This is a genomic window from Streptomyces sp. NPDC058579 (assembly GCF_042718575.1).
Classification (GTDB): Bacteria; Actinomycetota; Actinomycetes; order Streptomycetales; family Streptomycetaceae; genus Streptomyces.
Genome location: NZ_JBHXPI010000006.1, coordinates 12,307 through 33,190, shown reverse-complemented (window position 1 = coordinate 33,190; position 20,884 = coordinate 12,307). Strand labels below are relative to the sequence as shown.

The 20,884-nt window shown below is 73.7% G+C and carries 14 protein-coding genes; 4 read left to right on the top strand and 10 right to left on the bottom strand.

Annotated elements, in window-relative coordinates; translation table 11 throughout:
- Positions 1-67: 67 nt before the first annotated feature.
- The gene (locus ACFWRO_RS10555; protein WP_384507261.1) at positions 68-1,987 is read right to left on the bottom strand and encodes an MFS transporter; all 1,920 of its coding nucleotides are present in this window, start codon (positions 1,985-1,987) and stop codon (positions 68-70) included.
- Positions 1,988-2,111: 124 nt separating this feature from the next.
- Positions 2,112-3,386: a hypothetical protein gene (locus tag ACFWRO_RS10550; RefSeq protein ID WP_384507258.1), complete on the bottom strand. Its 1,275-nt coding sequence runs from the start codon at positions 3,384-3,386 to the stop codon at positions 2,112-2,114.
- A 168-nt stretch (positions 3,387-3,554) separates the two neighbouring features.
- Here ACFWRO_RS10550 and ACFWRO_RS10545 point away from each other — a divergent pair, with 168 nt between their 5' ends.
- Positions 3,555-5,033 (top strand): PP2C family protein-serine/threonine phosphatase, encoded by a 1,479-nt coding sequence (locus ACFWRO_RS10545; protein ID WP_384507255.1) that lies wholly within the window; start codon positions 3,555-3,557, stop codon positions 5,031-5,033.
- 141 nt (positions 5,034-5,174) lie between these two features.
- Here ACFWRO_RS10545 and ACFWRO_RS10540 read toward each other — a convergent pair whose 3' ends face one another.
- The gene (locus tag ACFWRO_RS10540; RefSeq protein WP_384507253.1) at positions 5,175-6,668 is read right to left on the bottom strand and encodes a hypothetical protein; all 1,494 of its coding nucleotides are present in this window, start codon (positions 6,666-6,668) and stop codon (positions 5,175-5,177) included.
- A gap of 233 nt (positions 6,669-6,901) precedes the next feature.
- On the opposite strand from ACFWRO_RS10540, the gene ACFWRO_RS10535 reads away from it, so the two are divergent.
- The 3 genes from ACFWRO_RS10535 to ACFWRO_RS10525 all read left to right on the top strand — a co-directional run bounded on the left by ACFWRO_RS10535 (position 6,902) and on the right by ACFWRO_RS10525 (position 12,651).
- On the top strand, positions 6,902-8,026 hold the full coding sequence (locus tag ACFWRO_RS10535) for an aminoglycoside phosphotransferase family protein (RefSeq protein WP_384507250.1): 1,125 nt from the start codon (positions 6,902-6,904) through the stop codon (positions 8,024-8,026).
- 353 nt (positions 8,027-8,379) lie between these two features.
- A complete protein-coding gene (locus ACFWRO_RS10530) occupies positions 8,380-10,302 on the top strand; it encodes an N-acetylmuramoyl-L-alanine amidase (protein ID WP_384507872.1) in 1,923 nt (640 codons plus the stop codon).
- Between the two features lie 159 nt (positions 10,303-10,461).
- On the top strand, positions 10,462-12,651 hold the full coding sequence (locus ACFWRO_RS10525) for a germacradienol/geosmin synthase (RefSeq protein WP_384507247.1): 2,190 nt from the start codon (positions 10,462-10,464) through the stop codon (positions 12,649-12,651).
- A gap of 21 nt (positions 12,652-12,672) precedes the next feature.
- On the opposite strand, the gene ACFWRO_RS10520 is transcribed toward ACFWRO_RS10525, so the two are convergent.
- The 7 genes from ACFWRO_RS10520 to ACFWRO_RS10490 form a co-directional block, all read right to left on the bottom strand.
- Positions 12,673-13,038: an RNA-binding S4 domain-containing protein gene (locus tag ACFWRO_RS10520; protein ID WP_384507244.1), complete on the bottom strand. Its 366-nt coding sequence runs from the start codon at positions 13,036-13,038 to the stop codon at positions 12,673-12,675.
- Positions 13,039-13,062: 24 nt separating this feature from the next.
- Positions 13,063-13,563: a hypothetical protein gene (locus tag ACFWRO_RS10515; RefSeq protein WP_362014223.1), complete on the bottom strand. Its 501-nt coding sequence runs from the start codon at positions 13,561-13,563 to the stop codon at positions 13,063-13,065.
- A 114-nt stretch (positions 13,564-13,677) separates the two neighbouring features.
- Complete coding sequence (locus tag ACFWRO_RS10510; protein ID WP_384507869.1) at positions 13,678-16,428, bottom strand: ATP-binding protein; 2,751 nt, start codon at positions 16,426-16,428, stop codon at positions 13,678-13,680.
- An 881-nt stretch (positions 16,429-17,309) separates the two neighbouring features.
- Positions 17,310-17,720, bottom strand: coding sequence for an ACT domain-containing protein (locus tag ACFWRO_RS10505; protein WP_384507242.1), 411 nt, complete (start codon positions 17,718-17,720; stop codon positions 17,310-17,312).
- 564 nt (positions 17,721-18,284) lie between these two features.
- Positions 18,285-18,527 (bottom strand): DUF397 domain-containing protein, encoded by a 243-nt coding sequence (locus ACFWRO_RS10500; RefSeq protein ID WP_384507239.1) that lies wholly within the window; start codon positions 18,525-18,527, stop codon positions 18,285-18,287.
- A gap of 99 nt (positions 18,528-18,626) precedes the next feature.
- Positions 18,627-19,793: a thiolase domain-containing protein gene (locus ACFWRO_RS10495; protein WP_384507237.1), complete on the bottom strand. Its 1,167-nt coding sequence runs from the start codon at positions 19,791-19,793 to the stop codon at positions 18,627-18,629.
- Positions 19,786-20,826, bottom strand: coding sequence for a thiolase domain-containing protein (locus ACFWRO_RS10490; RefSeq protein ID WP_384507235.1), 1,041 nt, complete (start codon positions 20,824-20,826; stop codon positions 19,786-19,788). Before ACFWRO_RS10490 ends, ACFWRO_RS10495 begins: the two co-directional genes overlap by 8 nt.
- Between the last annotated feature and the right edge of the window lie 58 nt (positions 20,827-20,884).

Below are 20,884 nucleotides of genomic sequence, written 5' to 3'. Positions count from 1 at the left end.
CACCACCGGCCCGGGACACCCCCGGACCGGTCACACCATACGAATCGACGACCCGCGAAGTCCGGGTCTAGCCGTACCAGTGGAGCCCCGTGGCCGTGAGCAGGGCGACGACACCGACGTTGGCCAGGGCCAGCGCGGCGAAGTACCCGACCGGTGCCTGGGCTTTGACGCCGGAGGGCGCGGCGAGTGCGCCGGCCGTCCCGGTCTGCCACCACACGAAGGCCACGAGCAGGATGACTGCGGCCGGAAGCAGGATGACCGCTTGGCCCGTGAAGTGCGGAACGGCCCCACTGACGCCGGCGATCCCGACGGCGCCGAGCAGCACGCCGAGCCCGTCGAAGCGAGCGCCGATGCGGCCCGGGCGGTCGTGCACGAGGGTCGCCGCTCCGATCACGGCGCCCACGGCGAAGGGGATGGCGGCGAACAGGCACAAGCGCCAGGTCAGGCTCATGTAGATCAACCAGCCTGCCAGCAAGCCGAGCGCCGGGCCGCTGCCGGCGATCGCGACGTAGATCCCGAAAGCCTTGCGGCGTTCCTGCGGGTCGGTGAAGGAGGTGTACACCAGGACCGGTGCGGACGACGAGACCAGCGCGGCGAAGGCGCCCTGCAGGGCGCGGGCCACGCCCAACACGCCGGGAGAGGGCGCCATGCCGCCGATCGCGGCGGCCACCGCGAACCCCACCAGGCCGATCATCAGCATCCGCTTGCGGCCCACGAGGTCCGTGAGGCGGGATCCGAACAGCAGCAGCCCGACGAAGGCCAGCACGTAGACGGTGGGCATCACGTCCAGGTAGACGGTGGACGACACCCGCAGGCCGTCGGCAGGGAGCCCCAGGTCCCGGGAAGCCTCCCGCACCACCACCTTGGAGAACGCCGCATCCATCAGCACGACCAGCTGAGCCAGAGCGAGCACCACCAGGCCCCACCAGCGCCTGGGAAGGGCGACCGCCGGGTCGGCCGGGCGGGCCGGGTACGCGGGGGCCGTCGGGGCGTACGCGGGAGGCGCGGGCGGCGGCTGGGCGGCCTGGACGGCCTGGACGGCCTGGACACGAGGGTCGGGCCGCTCGGCGGGTGCGCCCGCGGGTGTGGCGGGGGCGTAGTCGAGCAGGTGAGCGGCACGGCGGCCGAGCTGGGCCAGTACCGCCCCCGGCAGCCACTCACCGGTCTGGTCCGTCTCCGTGCGGGTGGCCACCTCGCGCGGGGTGGGCCGCTTGGCCGGGTCCTTGTGCAGACATGCGCGTACGAGAGCGACGAGCGAATCCGGTACGCCGGTCAGGTCCGCCTCCTCCTCGGCGATACGGAAGAGGTGGGCGTTCAGGCCGGTGTCCGTGGCGCCGAAGAGCAGGCGTCCGGTGGCGGCGTACACGAGGAGCGCCCCGAGGCAGAACACGTCGGACGCCGGGGTGAGTTCGAGGCCGCGCACCTGCTCCGGTGACATGAAGCCGGGTGAGCCGATGAGCATGCCGGTGCGGGTGTGCAGGCTGTCGCCGGCCAGGCTGTCCATCGCCCGCGCGATGCCGAAGTCGATGACGCGGGGGCCGTCCACGGTGACGAGGACGTTGGACGGCTTGAGGTCACGGTGGATCAGACCCGCCTCATGTACGGCCTGCAGGGCGAGGGCGAGGCGGTTGGCCAGGGTGCGGACCGACCGCTCGGGCAGCGGCCCGAAGTCCTGGGCCACGACGGTGGTCAGATCGGGGCCGGGGATGTACTGGGTCGCCACCCACGGCACGGCGGCCTCAGTGTCGGCGTCCAGGACGTCGGCCGTCCAGGCTCCACCCACCCGCCGGGCCGCGGCGACCTCACGGGCGAACCGCCTGCGGAACTCGGCGTGTTGGGCGTGCTCGGCCTGGACGACCTTGACGGCGACCGTACGTCCCAGGTCGGAGCGGCCCAGGTAGACCAGGCCCATCCCGCCCGCACCGAGGCGGGCGATCAGGCGGTACGGGCCTATGTGCGCGGGGTCCTCCCCCGTCAGTTGTTCCACGGCGCGGTGATCCCCCTGGGATGGGTGCGGAGAGATCCCAAGATAGACCAACTATCCAAGGCTGCGGCATGGATTGCCGAGTGCAGGTCCCCGGTGTCGCCGACGGCACGGTGGACGGTCAGGCTCAGGCCATCCTGCGCTGGAGGGCAGCGAGGGCGCCCGCCCTGCGGCCGGGGACGCGGCGTCGGAGCGCGACGAGGGCGTTGCCCAACTCGCGCGCACGGGACGGGTCCTCGATCCGCTCCCACTGATGGTGGGCGCGGTCCACGGCGCCCTCGACCTCGGGGTCCTGCGGACCCTGGCTCAGGCCGAGCCGGGCCCGGGCCACGCCGATCCACAACTCGCAGCTGCGGGCGGGCTCTTCGGCGAGCCGGGCGAGGTCGGCGCGTACCTCCATCCAGTGCACGGCCTCCGGCGACCGCGCCCCGTACCGCCGCAGGGCCACCTGCTCCCAGGCCACGGCGACGGCCACGGCCTCCCCGTGCCGCCCGGCGCGCGCCGCGGCGAGGATGGCGGGGTGCGGATCGGGCTCGGAAGCCGTGGGCTCCTGAGCCACGGGCGCGGGCGGGCGGACGGCCGCCGGAGCCGCGACAGCGGCCGCCCGCCCGTGCTCAGGCTGCGGCTCGGGCACGGTGGCGGGCGCGACGGCCGCCACCGGGACCGCCACCGCTCCGAGCACCTGTACGGGCTGCGAACTCGTCTGCGGGGGCGGATAGTTCACCTCCTGCGTCAGATACACCGCCTCCCCCGCACCCGCCTGAGCCGCCGCCTCCGCGTGGAGCTGCGCGAGCGGCGGCCGGGCGCCCGTGCGCCAGACCGTCGCGAAGTGGCGCAGGTACTCCGGTGTCGCGGGAACGCCGCTCCGGCGCGGGGCCGGGGCGACGCGGCCGTAGAGCCGGATGCCGGGGCCGAGGGAGAGCAGGCCCGGTGCCGGGCCGAGGCGCTCCCAGAGCTCCGCGTCGGCGGCCAGGTCCGCCACCACCGTCGTCGTGCCCGCGCGCCGCACCGCCAGCTCCGCCGCGAGCCAGTGCCACGGCAAGCCGGTGTACCGCAGGGTCGTCGGGGTGCTGCGCGCGAGCGCCAGGTGCGGCAGGTGCTGGCGGCGGTCCACCTGGAGCTGGCCCGCGAGGAAGAGCGCCAGCGGTCCCGGCGCGGCGGCCGCGGCGCGCAGGCGCGTCAGGACGGTCTGCGGGTCGAGCGGGTCGGCCAGTTCGACCACCGTCGCCACCGGCGTGCCGGTCAGCGCCCCCGGAGGCACCGCCGCGAACGCGGGCAGAACGGCCGCCGCGTCCACCGCTCGCCCGCGTCCCGCCGGCGCCGCCGCGAGCAGCACCGCCGTCCCCACCGTGTCCAGGTCGTCGTTCACCACACGAGCACCGTAACCTTCTCCACACCCCATCCCGTTACCACCTCGATGGCCGATAATCGGCGGGCCGTTGGCATATGTCAGAAGCACCACCGTATCGAGTGTTGCCAAATCCCTTACGGGCTGTCTTCGCCTGTGCAACAGTCATATCCGGGCCTTGTTCCACCGCTCGCCCGCGCCGCGCCTGTATCGGAGTACGACATGCCGTCCCCTCTCTACGCGGACCGTCCAGCTCAGCCGCCGGAGCCCGGCACCGTGGACGCGCTGATCTCGCAGACCCGCCGTCTGCGCGTTGACGTGGACGCCGTGCGCCGGGACGCGGTCCTGGACGAGGACGACCCGAAGAACCGCTGGCAGCGTGCCCTCTGCGATCTCGCCGTGCACCAACTCGACGACCTCGGAGCCCACTTGGGCCAGCTGAAGGCCGGCGCCCCCGACGAGTCCTCGCTCGCGGCGGGCGTCGACCTCATCGAGGCCGAGGACACCGTCGAAGCCGCCTCCGACCCCGGCGCCGCGTACGGCGGCCCCGCGCCCGCACGCACCGGCTCGCTCCTCAGCCGCGTCGGCAGCGCGGAGTGGAACCTCCTGAACGACGAGGTGAGTTGGTCCGAGGAGCTGTACCAGATCTTCGGCCGGAACCCCGAGAGCGGCCCGATGTCGCTGGACGAACTGCCGTCCATGGTCTTCGCCGAGGACCAGTCCGTGCTGCAGGCGATGGTGACGGACTGCCTGATCGACGGGAAGCCGATCGACGGCGAGTTCCGGGTCGTCCGCACCGACGGCCGGGTCCGCACGCTCCACATGATGGGCGAGCCGGTCCTCGACGCCGACGGCTGCACGGCCTCCATGTGGGCGGTCCTGCGCGACGTCAGCGAGCTGCGGCGCAGCGAGCGCGCGGTCCGCGAGTCCCGTGACAGCCTCCAGCGCACCCGCCACATCGAGCGCACCGAGCGCCGCGTCGCCGTAGAGCTCCAGGAGGCCGTACTGCCTCCGTGGCGCGGTTCCCTGAGCTTCGCCCACGGCAGCGCCGGCGCCCCCCTCGACGTGGCCGGCCACTATCTGCCGGCCGCCACCACCGGCCTCATCGGCGGCGACTGGTACGACGCGCTGGCCCTGCCCGACGGCGACGCGCTGCTGACCGTCGGTGACCTCACCGGCCACGGCGTCTCCGCGACCTCCTCGATGGCCATGCTCCTGGGCGCGCTGCGCGGCATGGCCGTGGCCGGAATCCGCCCAGGGGCCCTGATGGGCCATCTCAATCAGCTGCTGGAGACCTCGGTGCAGCCGGCCCTCGGCAGCGCGATGTGCTGCCGTTACGAACCGGTCAGCCAGACCCTCACCTGGGCGCAGGCGGGACACCCCGCCCCGCTGCTCTTCCGCGACGGAACGGGGCGCGCCCTGAAGCGGCCGGACGGTGTGCTGCTGGGAGCGACGACCGGGGCCGCGTACGAGGAGGCGGCCATCCGGCTGCTCCCCGGCGATCTGCTTGTGCTGCACACGGACGGACTGACCCGCCGCAGCGGCCTGGACGACACGGGTACGCAGCGGCTGCTCGACCTGGCCCCCCGGTTGACCGGGGCGCGGGACGCGCAGGACTGCGTACGGTCGGTGGTGGAGGAGTTCGGTGAGGCACCCCGCGAGGACGACGCCTGCGTGATGGTGGTGCGGGTCGGCGACTAGGAGGGCATACCGGCAACGGCCGGTGTGCCCTTTCTCGTGCGTACGAGGCATGCGCGCAGTACGGGGCATGCGTGCGGCGCGTGCCTCCGGGCGTACGTACCGAGGCCGATTCCCGCCCTCGAACTCTCCTTCGGACCCCGCTCAGATCCCGCTGCTCCGCGGCCGCTTGGCCACGGGATTGGGCAGTGCGAGCGCGATCTCCTCGCGGAGGTCCTCGATCTTGGCGTAGCCGGCGTACTGCCCGGTCAGCCGGTACATCTCGCGCAGCCGGTCCCAGGTGCGGTGCGAGGAGGTCTCGCCCATGGACACCAGGGCGAGCCGGGCGTACCGGTCGGCCTGCTCGGGGTCGTCGGCGATGAAGCAGGCCGAGGCGAGCGAGATGTAGTCGAAGAGCTTCGAGCGGTTGTGGCCGTTGCGGCGCAGGTCGAGGGCCAGCCTGGCGTGGCGCTGGGCCGGGACCGCGGCGGCCGGATCGTGCTCGGCGAGCGTGCGGAACGCGAGGGCCTGCATACCGTGCATGTCGGCGTCGTCGAAGTTCTGCATCCAGCTCGGCGGCGGGACGTCGGAACGGTCGGAGACGAACAGGTCCTCGGCCTCGCCGAGCGTACGGCGCATGGCCTGGCCCTTGCCCATGGATGCCTGCGCCCAGGCCTCGATGGTGTGCAGCATCGCCTGGGTTCGGGGCAACACCTCTTCGCCCGAGCCCGCCTTGGCGAGCTTCACCAGGTCGAGGGCGTCGTCGGGCCGGCCCAGGTGGACCATCTGGCGGGCCGCGCGGGACAGAGCTTCCCCGGCGCGCGGCCGGTCGCCGCCCTCGCGCGCCGCGTGCGCGGCGATGACGAAGTACTTCTGGGCGGTGGGTTCCAGGCCCACGTCGTGGGACATCCACCCTGCCAGGACGGCCAGGTTGGCGGCGACGCCCCACAGGCGCCGCTGGAGGTGGTCGGGGTGGCGGTAGGCGAGCATGCCGCCCACCTCGTTGAGCTGGCCCACGACCGCCTTGCGCTGGAGGCCGCCGCCGCGGGAGGCGTCCCAGGCGCGGAACACCTCCACGGAGCGCTCCAGCGCCTCGATCTCCTCCGACCCGATGGGGGCGGCCTCGTAGCGGTCGAACCCAGCGGGGTCGGCGTGGAGGGGATCGTTGGCGCGTGGCGCGGTGGCGGGGCGCGCGGGGTCGGTCTGGAGCCAGTCGTGCATGGCGCTGGTGAGGGCGGAGCCGGCCGCGAGCACGGCGCCCGCGCCCATCAGGCCGCGTCGGTTGAGCATGAGGTCCATTCCCGTGAATTCGGTGAGGACCGCTGCCGTACGCTCGGGCGCCCAGGGCAGCCCGTCAGGGTTGTCGTTGTTCCTGACGTTCTGCCGTCTCCCGGCGCGCCCGTGTCGTACGAACCCGAGGTCCTCGATGGTCACGACACGGCCGAGTCGCTCGGTGAACAGGGCAGCCAGCACCCGGGGTACGGGGTCGCGCGGGGTCTCCCCCATGTCGATCCATCGCCTCACCCGTGAGGTGTCGGTCGACAGTTGCGGGTGGCCCATGGCCGCCGCCTGCCTGTTGACGAGCCTCGCGAGCTCTCCCTTGGACCAGCCGGCGAGACCGAAGAGGTCTGCCAGGCGGGTGTTGGTCTGTCCAGTCACGTCTAAGCCCCCAGGTTCTCGGCTGAGTTGAATGTAACCCCGTGTCATAGGGCTGGCGACTATTCGCCAGGGTTCGCCAGGGTGCGCCCGATGTTCCGCCACCCGCGCCGCGGTGTCAGGTAGGAACGCGCCACCCCGCCCCGGCAACCGGCCCTCATTCCCCAGGGTGCGGCCCGGAGGTCGGGCGGGGCGACGCACGCAACTCGTCGGCACACGAAGGGATCTGTCTCCCCATGTACACAGCATCGTCCTCCGTGTCCGCCCCGCCCCGGCCCCTGCACCGTTCCGTGCCGGCCGGGAGCGGACCGTATCTCGCCCCCGTCGTTCCGGCGGTCAGGTCGAGGCGATGGGCGGGCAGTGCCGCTCAGCCCCTCAGCGGAAGAATCGACCTGTCGGGCCCCCAGGGGGCCCAGGTGCGGATGGCGATCGCGTCCGTCCACCGGATCTGCCCGGAGTTCAACCCGGTGCAGGTCCTGCGGCGCAGCGGCCGTTCCGTCCTGATCGTCGGAACGACCGGGCGGGCCACGGCGGTCGCGAAGTGTTTACTGGACCACTCCCCCGCGTGGGTCGAGCGGTTCCAGCACGAAATAGCTGCCTACCGCTCCTTCGTCCGGCACCGTCCTCCGGTACGCGCGCCGCGGCTCATCGCCGCGGACCCGGAGAACTGCACGCTGGTGATCGAGCGGATGCCGGGGCGGGCGGCGGCGCTGACGCGCCACCCCGTGGAGGCCCCGCCCCGCGCGGATCTGCGCGCGGCGCTCGGCGCGATCGCCCGGCTCAACGCCTGGCGTCCGCCCGCCGGGACCTTCGACGCCCCGCTGGACTACCCGGCGCGGATCGCGCGCTATCACGAGCTGGGTCTCTTCACCGACCGTGACCGGGACGACCTGCAGAAGCTGCTGCACGGCCTGGCGCACGCCGGTGGCCGTCAGGGCATGGGCCAGTTCTGCCACGGCGACGCCCTGCTCTCCAATATCCTCCTCTCCCCCACAGGACCGGTCCTCGTCGACTGGGAGCACGCGGGCTGGTACCTGCCCGGGTACGACCTGGCGACGATGTGGTCGGTGCTCGGTGACGCGCCCATGGCCCGGCGCCAGATCAGCCAGCTCGCCCAGCAGGCGGGGCCGGCGTCCCGGGACGCCTTCCTGGTGAACCTGATGATCGTGCTGACCCGGGAGATCCGTACGTACGAGACGGCGGTGCAGCGCACCATCAAGGAGGCTCCGCCCGCGGGTTCGGTTCCCGTCCCGTCCGGTGCGGTCTCGCCCGGTGAGGAGCAGCGCCGGCTCCTGCGGCGGCTGCACGACGACTGCGCCATGGCACGGCGGGCCGTGCGCGCGGCGGTCGGTACGCGCTGAGGCAGCGCCGACCGTCCCGACGGGGGTGACACGCCGTGTGCCCGGTGCCGACACACCGGGCGCACGGCGTTTCGGCGTTTTCCCCGCGCCGCCCCGCCCCCACCCCCGCGCACCAGTCCATTGGTCCACTCCACTGACGCGCCGCAGGCCCGCGCGCCGCCGTCACGAAACTCCGTGACGCCTCCACGACACCGCCCCTGACGTGGGAATTCCCATGTCGGCGCGGGTGATTGACGGATCGTCGGGAAGCCGCTACCCCTGTACGGGTCCGGCCCCGCACGCCCCCACATCACCCCTGGTACCTGGAGGCCGCCTTGCACCGTTCCGCGTCCCGCACACGGGTCCCCCGAGCGGTGGGCGCCGTGGCGTCCGCAGCTCTGCTCCTCCCCCTCCTCTCGGCCGCTCCGCCCGCCGCGGCCGGACCGCCGGCGCCCGGCTCGCTCCAGCGCCAGTTCGCCGCGGCCGCCGAACAGCAGGGCGTACCGCCGAGCGTGCTGCTCGCGGTGTCGTACCTGCAGTCGCGGTGGGACGGGCACGGCGGGGCGCCGAGCGTCACCGGGGGCTACGGCCCGATGCACCTCACGGACGCCGTGACCGCGCTGGCCGACGCCCCGCACCACTCGCACGGCGCGGAGGACGCCCGGGGCGACGACGCGCGCGGCCCGCGCCACGGCTCGGAGAGCGCCACGCCGCTGCCGACGCGGGACCGGTTGCCGGACCGGCTCAAGACGCTGGACCGGGCGGCGGCGCTGACCGGGATCCCGGCGGAGGAGCTGCGCACCGGCACGGCGGCGAACATCGAGGGCGGGGCGGCGCTGCTCGCCGCCGCCCAGCGCGCGTCGGGGCGGCCGCCCAGCGCCGACCCGGCCGACTGGTTCGGCGCGGTGGCGCGGTATTCCGGCGCCGACGACACGGCGACCGCGACGGCGTACGCGAACGACGTCTTCGACGTGATCCGCACCGGTGAGTCCCGTACGACCGACAGCGGACAGGTCGTGACGCTCGCGGCCGACCCGGACGTCGGGCCCGCGCGGGGGCAGGTCGCGGCGCTGGGGCTGCGGAAGCCGAGCACCGGTCCGACGGAGTGCCCGCGCACGGTGGCGTGCGAGTGGATCCCGGCGCCGTACGAGGAGTTCGGGGACGGGGACTACGGCAACCACGACAAGGCGAACCGGCCCGCGTCCCAGTCGATCGAGTACATCGTCGTGCACGACACGGAGGCGACCTGGGACGTCACGCTCAAGCTGGTGCAGGACCCGACGTACGTGTCGTGGCAGTACTCGCTGCGCTCGTCCGACGGCCACGTCGCGCAGCACGTGCCGCTCAAGGACGTCGGCTGGCACGCGGGCAACTGGTTCGTGAACGCCAAGTCGGTGGGCCTGGAGCACGAGGGCTTCCTGACGGCGCCGGACTCCTGGTACACGGAGGCGATGTACCGGTCCTCGGCGCGGCTCGTGCGCCACCTCGCCCAGCGCTACGACATCCCGCTGGACCGGCAGCACGTCCTCGGCCACGACAACGTGCCCGGCACGGTCACCTCGACCATCCGCGGGATGCACACCGACCCGGGTCCGTACTGGGACTGGGCGCACTACTTCCGTCTCCTCGACCGCCCGTTCACGGCGAGCGCAGGTTCCCACGCGCGCGTGGTGACGATCCGGCCCGAGTACGCCACCCACCAGCCGACGTACACGGGGTGCGTGAAGGCGGGAGAGGCGTGCGCCCCGCACGGCAGTGGCGCGGTCAGGCTGCACACGGCGCCCGCGGCCGACGCGCCGCTGGTGAAGGACATCGGGCTGCGGCCGGGCGGCGAGGACTCGACGACCGGGGTCAACGACACCGGTGCGCGTGCCACGACCGGCCAGCAGCACGCGGTGGCCGAGCGGCGGGGCGACTGGACGGCGATCTGGTACCTGGGCCAGAAGGCCTGGTTCCACAACCCGAAGGGCGCGCGGACGGCGGTGAACGCGCGGGGGCTGCTGCTCACCCCGAGGGAGGGTCTGGCGGAGGTGCCGGTGTACGGGCGCGCCTATCCGGAGGCCTCGGCGTACCCGGCCGGTGTCCCGGTCCAGGCGGTCTCGCCACTGCCGTACAAGCTGCTCGCGGGTCAGTCGTACGTCGTGGGCGGGCGCACCCCGGGCGAGTACTACTTCGCTCCCACGTTCGACCCTGCCGGGCATCGGGTCGTGCGGGGCCAGGAGGAGTACTACCAGATCCAATTCGGCCATCGCGTCGCCTTCGTGAAGGCGGCTGACGTGCGAGTTTCTCGGCGCTGAGGCGAATCCGGCCAGGACGTGCGGGGGTGTCGGCGGGCGAAGGCCCCGGCGACACCCCGCATCCGTTCATATGACTATTCCAGGTGTCGCGTGGGCCTTATGGGCGAGGGGTAATGCTCGGCCGATCACTGCCCACGCTCATCGAAAGGCTTCACACGCATGGCTCAGCCCTTCGTCCTGCCGGATTTCTATGTCCCGTATCCGGCGCGGCTCAACCCCCATGTGGAGACCGCCCGTTCGCACACGCGCGAGTGGGCACGGTCCATGGGGATGCTGGAGGGCTCCGGCGTCTGGGAGGAGCACGACCTCGAGTCCCACGACTACGCGCTGCTCTGCTCGTACACCCACCCCGACTGCGACGCCGAGGCGCTGTCGCTGGTGACCGACTGGTACACCTGGGTCTTCTTCTTCGACGACCACTTCCTGGAGGTCTTCAAGCGCACCCAGGACCGGCCGGGCAGCAAGTCGTACCTCGACCGGCTGCCGCTCTTCATGCCGATGGACCTGTCGACCGCGATGCCCGCGCCGACCAACCCCGTCGAGGCGGGGCTCGCGGACCTCTGGACGCGCACGGTGCCGTCCATGTCCACCGCCTGGCGGGAACGGTTCTCCGCGGCGACCGAGGCGCTCCTGAACGAGTCGCTGTGGGAGCTCGACAACATCAACGAGGGCCGGATCGCCAACCCCGTCGAGTACATCGAGATGCGCCGCAAGGTGGGCGGCGCGCCCTGGTCGGCGGGGCTCGTCGAGTACGCGGCGGGTGCGGAGGTCCCGGAGCAGGTGGCGCACTCCCGGCCGCTGCTCGTGCTGCGCGACACGTTCTCCGACGCGGTGCACCTGCGCAACGACCTGTTCTCGTACCAGCGGGAGGTCGAGGACGAGGGGGAGAACAGCAACGGGGTGCTCGTCCTGGAGAAGTTCCTCGGGTGCACGACGCAGGAGGCGGCCGAGGCCGTCAACGACCTGCTGACCTCCCGGCTCCACCAGTTCGAGAACACGGCCCTCACCGAAGTCCCGGGCCTCTGCCTGGAGAAGGGGCTGAAGGTGGAGGAGTGCGCGGCGATCGCCGCGTACGCGAAGGGGCTGCAGGACTGGCAGTCCGGCGGCCACGAGTGGCACATGCGCTCCAGCCGGTACATGAACGAGGGCCTGGACACCGGGCCTTCGCGGCGCGACGGGGTGTTCGGCACCTCCGCGGTCGACATCAGGATGCTCTTCGGCCGGCCGGCCGCCTCCCGGCTGCGGTCGCTGACGCACACGCCGCACCAGAAGGTCGGCCCGTCGCTGCTGCCCGAGTTCGACCTGCCCTACGCGCTGTCGCTCAGCCCGCACCACCAGGAGGCGCTGCGGCTCTCCCTGGACTGGGCGGAGGACATGGGTCTCCTGGACGACATCTGGGACCGGCCGATGGCGGAGGGCTTCGACTTCGCGGTCTGCTCGGCGGGGATCGATCCGGACGCCACCCTTGAGGAGCTGGAGCTCAGCGCGGAGTGGCTGACCTGGGGCACGTACGCGGACGACTACTACCCGTACGTCTTCGGCCGGCCGCGGAACCTGATCGGCGCGAAGGAGTGCACGGAGCGGCTGAAGTCCGTCATGTCGCTGGAGGAACCCCAGTCCGGACGCGCGTCGGCCGTGAGCCCGATGGAGCGCTCGCTCGCCGACCTGTGGGCCCGTACGGCCGCGCCGATGGCGCCGGAGGCCCGGGCCCAGCTGCGGACGGCGATCGACGCGATGCTCGACAGCTGGATGTGGGAGCTGCACAACCAGGCCCAGCACCGCGTGCCCGACCCGGTGGACTACATCGAGATGCGGCGGACGACCTTCGGCTCCGAGCTGACGATGCTGCTGTGCAAGCTGCGGCGCACGGAGGTGCTGCCGCCGGCGATCTTCCGCAGCGGCACGGTCCGGGCCCTGGAGAACTCGGCGTCCGACTACGCGACCCTCCTCAACGACCTCTTCTCCCACCAGAAGGAGATCGAGGTGGAGGGCGAGGTGCACAACGGCGTCCTGGTGCTCCAGACGTTCTTCGACTGCGACTACCCGACGGCGGTGGCGATGGTCGACGACCTGATGCGCGGACGGCTGCGCCAGTTCGAGCATGTGAAGAAGAACGAACTGCCGCTGCTGTACACGGACTTCGGCCTGGACAGGGCGGGTCGGGCCGCCTTCGAGGCGTACGTACGGGAGTTGGAGGACTGGCTCGCCGGAATCCTCAACTGGCACCGGGTCGTGCGCCGTTACGGTGCCGAGGACGTGCACACGGGCAGCGGTACGACGCTGGCCCGGGTGGGTCCGACCGGGATCGGCACGTCGGCGGCGCGGCTTGCCGCGCTCTTCGTGCCGTAGCGGAAGGGGGCGCGGCCGCTCTCAGACGGAGCGGCCGCGCAGCTCGTCGAGTTCGCGGCGCTCGCGCTTGGTGGGACGGCCGGCGCCGCGGTCGCGGACGGCGGGCATGGCCACGTGCTCGCGCGGGGGCGGCGGCGGGCTGTTGTCGACGTACGCCTCGGCGGCGACGGGCGGGCCGACGCGCTTGGTGAGGAGCTGCTTGACCTCGACGATCCGCTCCCGGCCGCCGTGGAAGAGGCGCACCTCGTCGCCGGGCTTCACGGGCTGGGCGGGCTTGGCGCGGTCGCCGTTGACCTTGACGTGTCCGGCCCGGCAGGCGGCGGCCGCCTGCGAGCGGGTCTTGGTGAGGCGGACCGCCCAGATCCAGCTGTCGACGCGTGCGCTCATCGGCCCCCGTCCCTCGTCTCCCGGTCAGCCCTGCTGGAACAGCTCGGCCGGCAGCGGCTTGAGCAGAGCGTACAGGTCGTCGGTGATGGGACGGTCCCAACTGGCGATCGTCACCAGGACGTTGTCGCTGCGGTCGAACTGCACGCAGGCGATACGGCTCTCGGAGAGCTTGAGCCGACGCACGATCAGCAGGTTGTCGCCCTGCATCACCGGCATGTCCTCGGTGTCGAGCACCTCGACCGGCTCGTCGTTCTCCAGGGCCGCGAGGAGCTGGGCGACCTCGAAGGGGATCTGGCCGTCGGCGAGCTCACGGGCCGGGGAGCCCTCCGGCAGATTGCCGATGATCATCGCCGGGCCGCGGCCGCCGAACAGGTCGTAGCGGAGGAAGACGCCCTGACAGCTGCCGTCGGGCGCGGGCAGCAGACCCGCGCCGAGATTGCCGGGCCAGTCCCCCGGGTCCATGGCCAGGACATCGAAGTCCGGGCCCGCGGGTGTGGCGGCGCTGCGGCGGCGGAGGAAGGACATACGGCCATGGTACGTGTCCCGGCCCCCACCGCGACGCGCCGGGGCGGCTACGGCGCGGGCGCCTCGCGGCGACCCGCGACACGCCGTCCGAGCCGCCGGCGGGCGGGTCCGGGGTCAGGCCGTCCTGGGGTCGGCGTCGGCGCGGCGGAGGGCCTGGGCGAGGCCCGATCGGTCGGTGCCGAGCTTGCGGTAGACGGAGGACAGCAGCAGGGTCACGGCGGCCCGGTCGGCGTTCATTCCGACGGCCGGGTCCTCGCCGCGGACCGTGAGGTCGGCGGCGAGCCGCTCCCGTGCGGTGAGCGCGTCCGTGCCGGCCGGGTGGAGGGCGCGCGGCCGCAGGCCGGAGGCGGCCAGCTCGGCCCTGGCCTCCTCGCCGAGGCCGTCGGCTCCGCAGGTCTGGGCGGCCTCCAGGCCCCGGTAGAGCCGCTCGGCGGCCTCCCCGGTCCTGCCGACACGCCGCAGCGCGGACCCCAGGGCCACCAGGGAGCGCGCGAGCTCGTACGCGGCGGGCGAGCGCTCCAGCCAGTCCACGGACTCCTCCAGCAGCTTGACCCGCTCGTCGCCGCCCGAGATCTCGGCGGTCACGCGCAGCGCCTGGCCGATCGCGGACGGCGCACCGTACTGGCGGGCCCTGGCGACCGCCTCCCGGGCGGTCTCGCGGGCCCGCTCGGGGGTCTCCCGGGCCTCGGCGAGCGCGAGGTGGAGCTGCCAGGGGCACCACGCGGGGTTGCGCATCCCGCGCGGGTCGAGGCGGCGGCCGACGGCGGCCAGCTCGGCGGCGGCCTCGTCGACGTGGCCCTTGGCCAGGAGCAGTTCCGCGTGGACGGTCTGGGAGTCGGGGAAGGTGACGGCCGCGGGGAACGGCTCGCCGAAGTCGTGGGTACGGGCGATCCGGTCGGCCTCCTCGACCCGGCCGCGGGCGAGCAGCACCTCGATGGCGACGCCGACGGCGTACCAGAGGGCCGGGGTGCGGGCGCCGACGCGCTCGGCGAGGCGAAGCCCCGCGCGGACGAAGTCCTCCGCCTCGACCAGCCGGCCGCGGCGCAGCCGGATGTAGCCGAGGAGGGTGTACGCGAAGGAGAGGTGGGCGCCGTGCCAGCCCTGGCGCTCGAACTCGGCGGTGCCGGCCGCGAAGAGCTCCTCGGCGCGGCCGGGGCGGTCGGCGTAGAGGAAGGTGAGGGCGACCAGGACCGGGACCTCGAAGCCCCGGCTCTCGTCGGCCCAGCTCAGACCGCCCTCCAGGGCGCGTTCGGCGTGGTCGACGGCGACGGTCGAGGGTTCGGCCCGCAGGGTGGCGTCCCAGGCGCGCAGGCCGATGACGTACCGCTCGGTGAGGTCGCGGCCGGTGAGCCGGTCGGCGAGCCGGGCGAGGCGGCGGGAGCGGGCGGGCGAGTCGGGTTCGTCGGCGCGGAAGGCGTCCCACATGAACTTCTCGGCCTGCATACGGAGCCGGCTGCGGGCGTCGGTGGTGAGCCGGGACTCGCGGCCGAGGAGTTCGGAGGCCTCGACGAGCCGGTCGCTGTGGGCGAGGACCTGGGAGAGGCGGTAGACGATGCCGTGGCGCAGGGCCGGGTCGGCGACGGGCTCCTCCAGGGCGGCGCGCAGGTGGTTGACGGTGGTGGCGGGCTCGGTGAGCAGGGAGGCGCTGCCGAGTTCGAAGAGGACGGCGGCGCGCTCGTCGTCGGCGGGAGGTTCGCGCAGGGCGCGGGCGAGGAAGCGGCGGGCGGCGTCGGGGGCGCCGGCCCGCAGGGTCTCGCGGGCGGCCTCGCGCAGCTGGCTGACGACCCAGGGGTCCTGCTCGGGGTGGGTCTCCAGGAGGTGGCGCGCGGCGGCGGTGGCGCCGAGTCCCGCGTCGGTCACGCACCAGGCGGCCTGGCCGTGCAGGGCGACCCGGGTGGCGGGCGGGATGGCCTGGTAGACGGCGGTGGCGATGAGCGGGTGGACGAACTCCAGGGTCCCGGTGCCGGCGAGGACGCGGGCGTCGCGCAGCCGTCCGGCGCACTCGGCGACGGCTTCGGTGCCGAGGCCCGCGACGGCGCCGGCGAGCTGGGGCGAGATCTCGGTGCCGAGGACGGCGCAGGCCCAGGCGAGACGGACGGTGGAGGTGCCGAGCCGTTCGAGGGTGGCGGCGAGGCCGTGGCCCTTGACGGCGGCGGCGAGGTCGCGGAGCTCGTGGGCGGCCTCGGCCCTGGGCTCGAGGCCCCGGTCGCGGACCTTGGCGGCCAGCTCGACGGCTTCGAAGGGGTTGCCGGAGGTGACGGCCCAGCACTCGCGGCAGAAGGTGTCGTCGGCGTGGGCGCCGACGCGGTCGCGGACGAGGCGGGCGATGGCGGAGGAGGTGAGCGGCTCCAGACCGAGGGGCCGCCGACCGGACCGCCGACCGGTGAACTCGTCGCCTGTGTCGGGCAGTTCGTCCGGCCGATAGGCGACGACAAGCAGCATCGGCAGCTCCTCGGCGCGGGGCGCGAAGGCGGAGAGCCAGCCGAGGGACTCGGGGTCGGCCCAGTGCGCGTCGTCCAGCACCACGACGAGCGGGGCGCGCCGGACGGCGAGATGGGTCAGGACCCAGTCGAGCCCGTCGCGCAGCCCCTGCGGGTCGGGCGGCCCACCGTCGGCGGGCGCGCAGAGGCCGAGGGCGGGGCCGACGATGTCGTACCAACTGCCGAGCCGGGCACGGAGTTCGGTGTCGGAGGCGACGGCGAGTTGCGGCTGGAGGAGCTGCCGGGCAACGTGAAAGGCGACCCGCTGCTCCTGGTCACCACCGCGCGCCGCGAGCACGGTGCACCCCTTGGCGCCTGCGCGCCGCCGGATCTCGGCGAGCAACGTGGTCTTCCCGAGCCCGGCGGGCGCGGCGAAGGCAAGCACGCCACCGCGCGGGGCGCGGCTTGCGGCGGACGCGGACCTCCCACCCTGGTCGACGACGCGCGCGGACCTGCGGGCACCGGCGGGCTGGGGCGGGGCGGCGTCAGGCGCGGAGCCCGCAGACTCGCTCCCCGACTTGCTCCCCGACCCGTCGGCACCGGCCCGCTGGAACGGGAAGCCGTCGGTGGGCCCCGCGCCTGGGGCGTTCTCGCTGCCCCCGATGGTCGGTGCGTCGGCATCGGAACGCTGATGCGGGACGCCATCACGCGCCCCCGCCCCGGAGCCGTGTCCACCGTCCGCGCGCCACTCGTCGCCGAGGGACGAGCTGTCGGCACCTGAAGGTTGGAGCGGGGCGCTGTCTTGGACCCCCGCGTCCGGTACGCCCGCGCTGCCCACGCGCAATTTGTCGTCGCCGAGGGGCGGACCGTCGCCACCGAAAGGCTGGCTCGCGGCGCCGTCTTGGGCCCCCGCCTTCGGTACGCCCGCGGCGCCCGCGCGCCATTCGTCGTCCCCGAGGGGCGGACCGTCGGCATGGGCCGCCCCCGCCCCCGTTACGCCCTCGCGCCACTCTTCGTCGCCGATGCCCGGCCACCGGGCACCGTCGTCGGAAGGCGCGCCGGGGGTTCCCCGCCACCTGTCGTCGCCGGTCCCCGGCCACCGGCCGTCCTCGCCGAGTCCGGCCAGCTGATTCAAGGCCTCTTCCGCCGCCGCGAGTTCCGCCTCGCGCTCGAACAGGCCGAAGCCCCGGCGGTCCCGGCCGCCGCTGCGTACCACCACGTTCCACCCCCACGCCGGGGGCGCACACCCGGCGCGCGGTTGAGTGCGGCCGGGCCGGAGAGCCCCGCGAAGACCTCAGCGTACGCCCGGACGCGCCCCTCGCGAGGTCAGTCCGCGGAGCCGGACGCGCGGTCCGCGATTCCGCGCAACACGGCCAACGCCTCGTCCGCCCGGGCGTGTTCGACGAAGAGGTGGTCGTGGTGGAAGCCGGCCACGACGTTGCAGCTCAGTCCGGCCTCGGCGAGCCCCTGCGCGACCACCGCCGTCAGCCCGACGGCGTCGAGCGCGGAGTGGACCCGCAGGGTGATCCAGCCGGCCACGTAGTCGTACGCGAGGCCGGCCCCGTCGGCCTCCTCCTGGCGTACGACCACCGTCAGCCCCTCGGGCTCGGCGACGGTGACGACCGGGGCGACGCCCGCCGGAGCGGGTCCGTCCACGGTTGTGAAGACATAGCGGCCGGGGTTGAGCTCCGGCCGCATCCCGGCGACGAGCCGGTCCAGGTTCCGTTCCGCGGTCATGATCGGCAGCCTAGGGCGTGCGTGCCGACGGCGTCCGACGCGCTCGTGATCGCAAGACGGCGGGGGGAGAGCCCACGCGGCGCGGGCGGCCTCCCGTGCCCGAAGGGCTACGGGGGCGTGCGCGCCAGGCGCCGCGTGGGCAGACAGGCGTACCGGCCGCCGCGCGGACGCGACACCAGGCCGACGGGCGCTCCGGCCGACGCGCCACCACCGGGCAGCCCCGGCCCGAGGGCAGTCCTGCCGACGCACCACCCGACCGAATGGCAGACCAGCAGACCCGCCACCGGGCCGAGGTGCCAACGCGACGACGCGCCACTGGGGCCGACCGGCCGGCGGGCAAGTCGGCCGACTCGCCGCCAGGCCGCACGGCCACCGGGTCGACGGACCACCCGGCCGATCGGCCGACGGGCAAACCGCCGACGCGCCACCGAGCCACGAGACCGACCGGCCAACGGACCACCGGGCCGACCGGCCGACGGGGCCACCGGGCTGACGGTCCGTCCGGCCGTCCGGTCGCCCACCAACGGGGCCCCCGACCCCACAACCCCCGTCGCCCGCCCCCCCTCACGTCAGGTCGAACTCGCCCTCCCGCGCGTTGACCACGAACGCGCGCCACTCCGCCGGGGTGAAGATCAGTGACGGCGCCTCCGGGCTGCCCCCGTTTCGCATCGCGATGAAGCCTTCGACGAAGGCGATCTGGACGTCTCCCGCGCCCTGGCTGCTCGACCGCCAGTCGGCTCCGCTGAGGTCGAGTTCCGGCTTGTCCCAGCCCATGAAGGCGTGCTGAGTGGTGGTGCTCTCCGCCACGTCCGTGCTCCTCCCGCATAGCGCAACGTCGTCGTCCGGGGCTCAGGGTAGCGAGCGGCACCGGGTGCCGACAGACCTCCGGCGGGCGGCTCGGGCGGGTCAGCCGGCCGGTGGGCGGTCGCCGACGAGCCACATCGAGAAGAACTGCGCGCCCCCTCCGTACGCGTGTCCGAGCGCCCTGCGCGCCCCCTCCACCTGGTGCTCGCCCGCCTGCCCCCGTACCTGCATCGCCGCCTCGGCGAAGCGGATCATCCCGGACGCGCCGATGGGGTTGGTGGACAGGACTCCGCCGGACGGGTTCACGGGCAGGTCGCCGTCGAGTTCGGTGACCCCGGCCTCGGTGAGCTTCCAGCCCTCGCCCTCCTCGGCGAAGCCCAGGTTCTCCAGCCACATCGGCTCGTACCAGGAGAACGGCACGTACATCTCGACCGCGTCGATCTCCCGGCGCGGGTCGGTGATGCCGGCCTGCCGGTAGACGTCGGCCGCGCAGTCCTTCCCGGCCTGCGGCGACACGAAGTCCTTGCCCGCGAAGAGCGTGGGCTCGCTGCGCATCGCACCGCCGTGCACCCAGGCCGGCGGCCGCGGCGAACGCGCCGCGCCCGCGCGGTCGGTGAGGACCATCGCGCACGCGCCGTCGGAGGACGGGCAGGTCTCGGAGTAGCGGATCGGGTCCCAGAGCATCGGCGAGGCCTGGACCTTCTCCAGGGTGATGTCGTGCTCGTGGAGGTGGGCGTACGGGTTCTTCAGCGCGTTGCGCCGGTCCTTGTACGCGACGAGGGAGCCGACGGCGTCCGGGGCGCCGGTGCGCCGCATGTAGGCGCGGACGTGCGGGGCGAAGAAGCCTCCGGCCCCGGCGAGCAGCGGCTGCTGGAACGGTACGGGCAGCGAGAGGCCCCACATGGCGTTGGACTCGGACTGCTTCTCGAAGGCGAGGGTGAGGACTGTGCCGTGGACGCGGGCGGCCACCAGGTTCGCGGCGACGAGCGCCGTGGAGCCGCCGACCGAGCCCGCCGTGTGCACCCGCAGCATCGGTTTGCCGACCGCGCCGAGGGCGTCGGCGAGGTACAGCTCCGGCATCATCACGCCCTCGAAGAAGTCGGGGGCCTTGCCGATGACGACGGCGTCGATGTCCGCCCAGGTCAGCTCGGCGTCCGCCAGGGCGCGCAGGGCGGCCTCGCGGACGAGTCCGGCGATCGACACGTCCCCGCGGGCGGCGACGTGCTTGGTCTGGCCGATTCCGACGACGGCGACGGGCTCCTTAGGCACGGGCTTCCCCTTCCAGGACGGCGACCAGGTTCTGTTGCAGGCAGGGGCCGGAGGTGGCGTGGGCGAGGGCGCGGTCGGAGGCGCCCCGGTGGATGCGGGCGGCGGCCTCGCCGAGGCGGATGAGGCCGGCGGCCATCATCGGGTTGGCGGCGAGCGCTCCTCCGGACGGGTTGACCCTCACCCTGTCGTCGAGGTCGAGGGCTCGGCGGAGCACGACCTCCTGTGAGGTGAAGGGCGCGTGCAGTTCGGCGGTGTCGACGGGCCGCTCGAAGGCCCCGGCGCGCTCGGCCGCGAGCCGGGTGGAGGGCGAGTCGGTGAGGTCGCGCACGCCGAGCGAGTGCGCCTCGATCCGGTGGTCGATGCCGCGGATCCAGGCCGGGCGGTCGCACAGCTCGCGGGCCCGGTCGCCGACGGCGAGGATCACGGCGGCGGCGCCGTCGCCGATGGGCGGGCAGTCTCCGGTGCGCAGCGGTCCGACGAGGTACTCGCCCTGGTCGCGGGCGCCGGGCAGTTGGGCGTGCGGGTTGGCCGTGGCGTCCTGGCGGCTTCGGGTGGCGATGGCGGCGAGGGCGGGCTCGTCGGTGTGTCCGGCGTCGATGAGCGCCTGCGCCTGGAGGGCGGCGAGGGCGACGGTGTCGGGCCAGAGCGGGGCGAGGTAGTAGGGGTCGAGCTGCCGGGTGAGGACGTCGCGTACGGAACCGGGTGAGGACTTCCCGTACGAGTAGACCAGCGCGGTGTCGGCCTCGCCGGTCAGCAGCTTCACCCACGCCTCGTAGAGCGCCCAGGCGCCGTCCATCTCGACGTGCGACTCGGATATCGGCGGCCAGGCGCCGACGCCGTCGAGGGCCATGGTGAAGGAGAAGGCGCGGCCGGCGAGGTAGTCGGAGGAGCCGGAGCAGGTGAAGCCGATGTCGGCGGTCTTCAGTCCGGTCTGCCGCAGCACGTCGTGGAGGACGGGCATGACCATCTCGACCTCGGACAGCTCGTCCGTGCGGCGCCGGTGGTCGGTCTGGGCGAAGGCGACGATGGCCACCTCGCGGTCCTGTGGGTCCTGTCGGTGCTGTCGATCCCCACGGTTTTGTCGGTCCGGC

Excerpts from the sequence above, each read along its gene's own strand:
- ACFWRO_RS10550 (WP_384507258.1), bottom strand. The coding sequence starts at position 3,386 with ATGGGGTGTGGAGAAGGTTACGGTGCTCGTGTGGTGAACGACGACCTG.
- ACFWRO_RS10545 (WP_384507255.1), top strand. The coding sequence starts at position 3,555 with ATGCCGTCCCCTCTCTACGCGGACCGTCCAGCTCAGCCGCCGGAGCCC.
- ACFWRO_RS10535 (WP_384507250.1), top strand. The coding sequence starts at position 6,902 with ATGTACACAGCATCGTCCTCCGTGTCCGCCCCGCCCCGGCCCCTGCAC.
- ACFWRO_RS10525 (WP_384507247.1), top strand. The coding sequence starts at position 10,462 with ATGGCTCAGCCCTTCGTCCTGCCGGATTTCTATGTCCCGTATCCGGCG.
- ACFWRO_RS10520 (WP_384507244.1), bottom strand. The coding sequence starts at position 13,038 with ATGAGCGCACGCGTCGACAGCTGGATCTGGGCGGTCCGCCTCACCAAG.
- ACFWRO_RS10515 (WP_362014223.1), bottom strand. The coding sequence starts at position 13,563 with ATGTCCTTCCTCCGCCGCCGCAGCGCCGCCACACCCGCGGGCCCGGAC.
- ACFWRO_RS10505 (WP_384507242.1), bottom strand. The coding sequence starts at position 17,720 with ATGACCGCGGAACGGAACCTGGACCGGCTCGTCGCCGGGATGCGGCCG.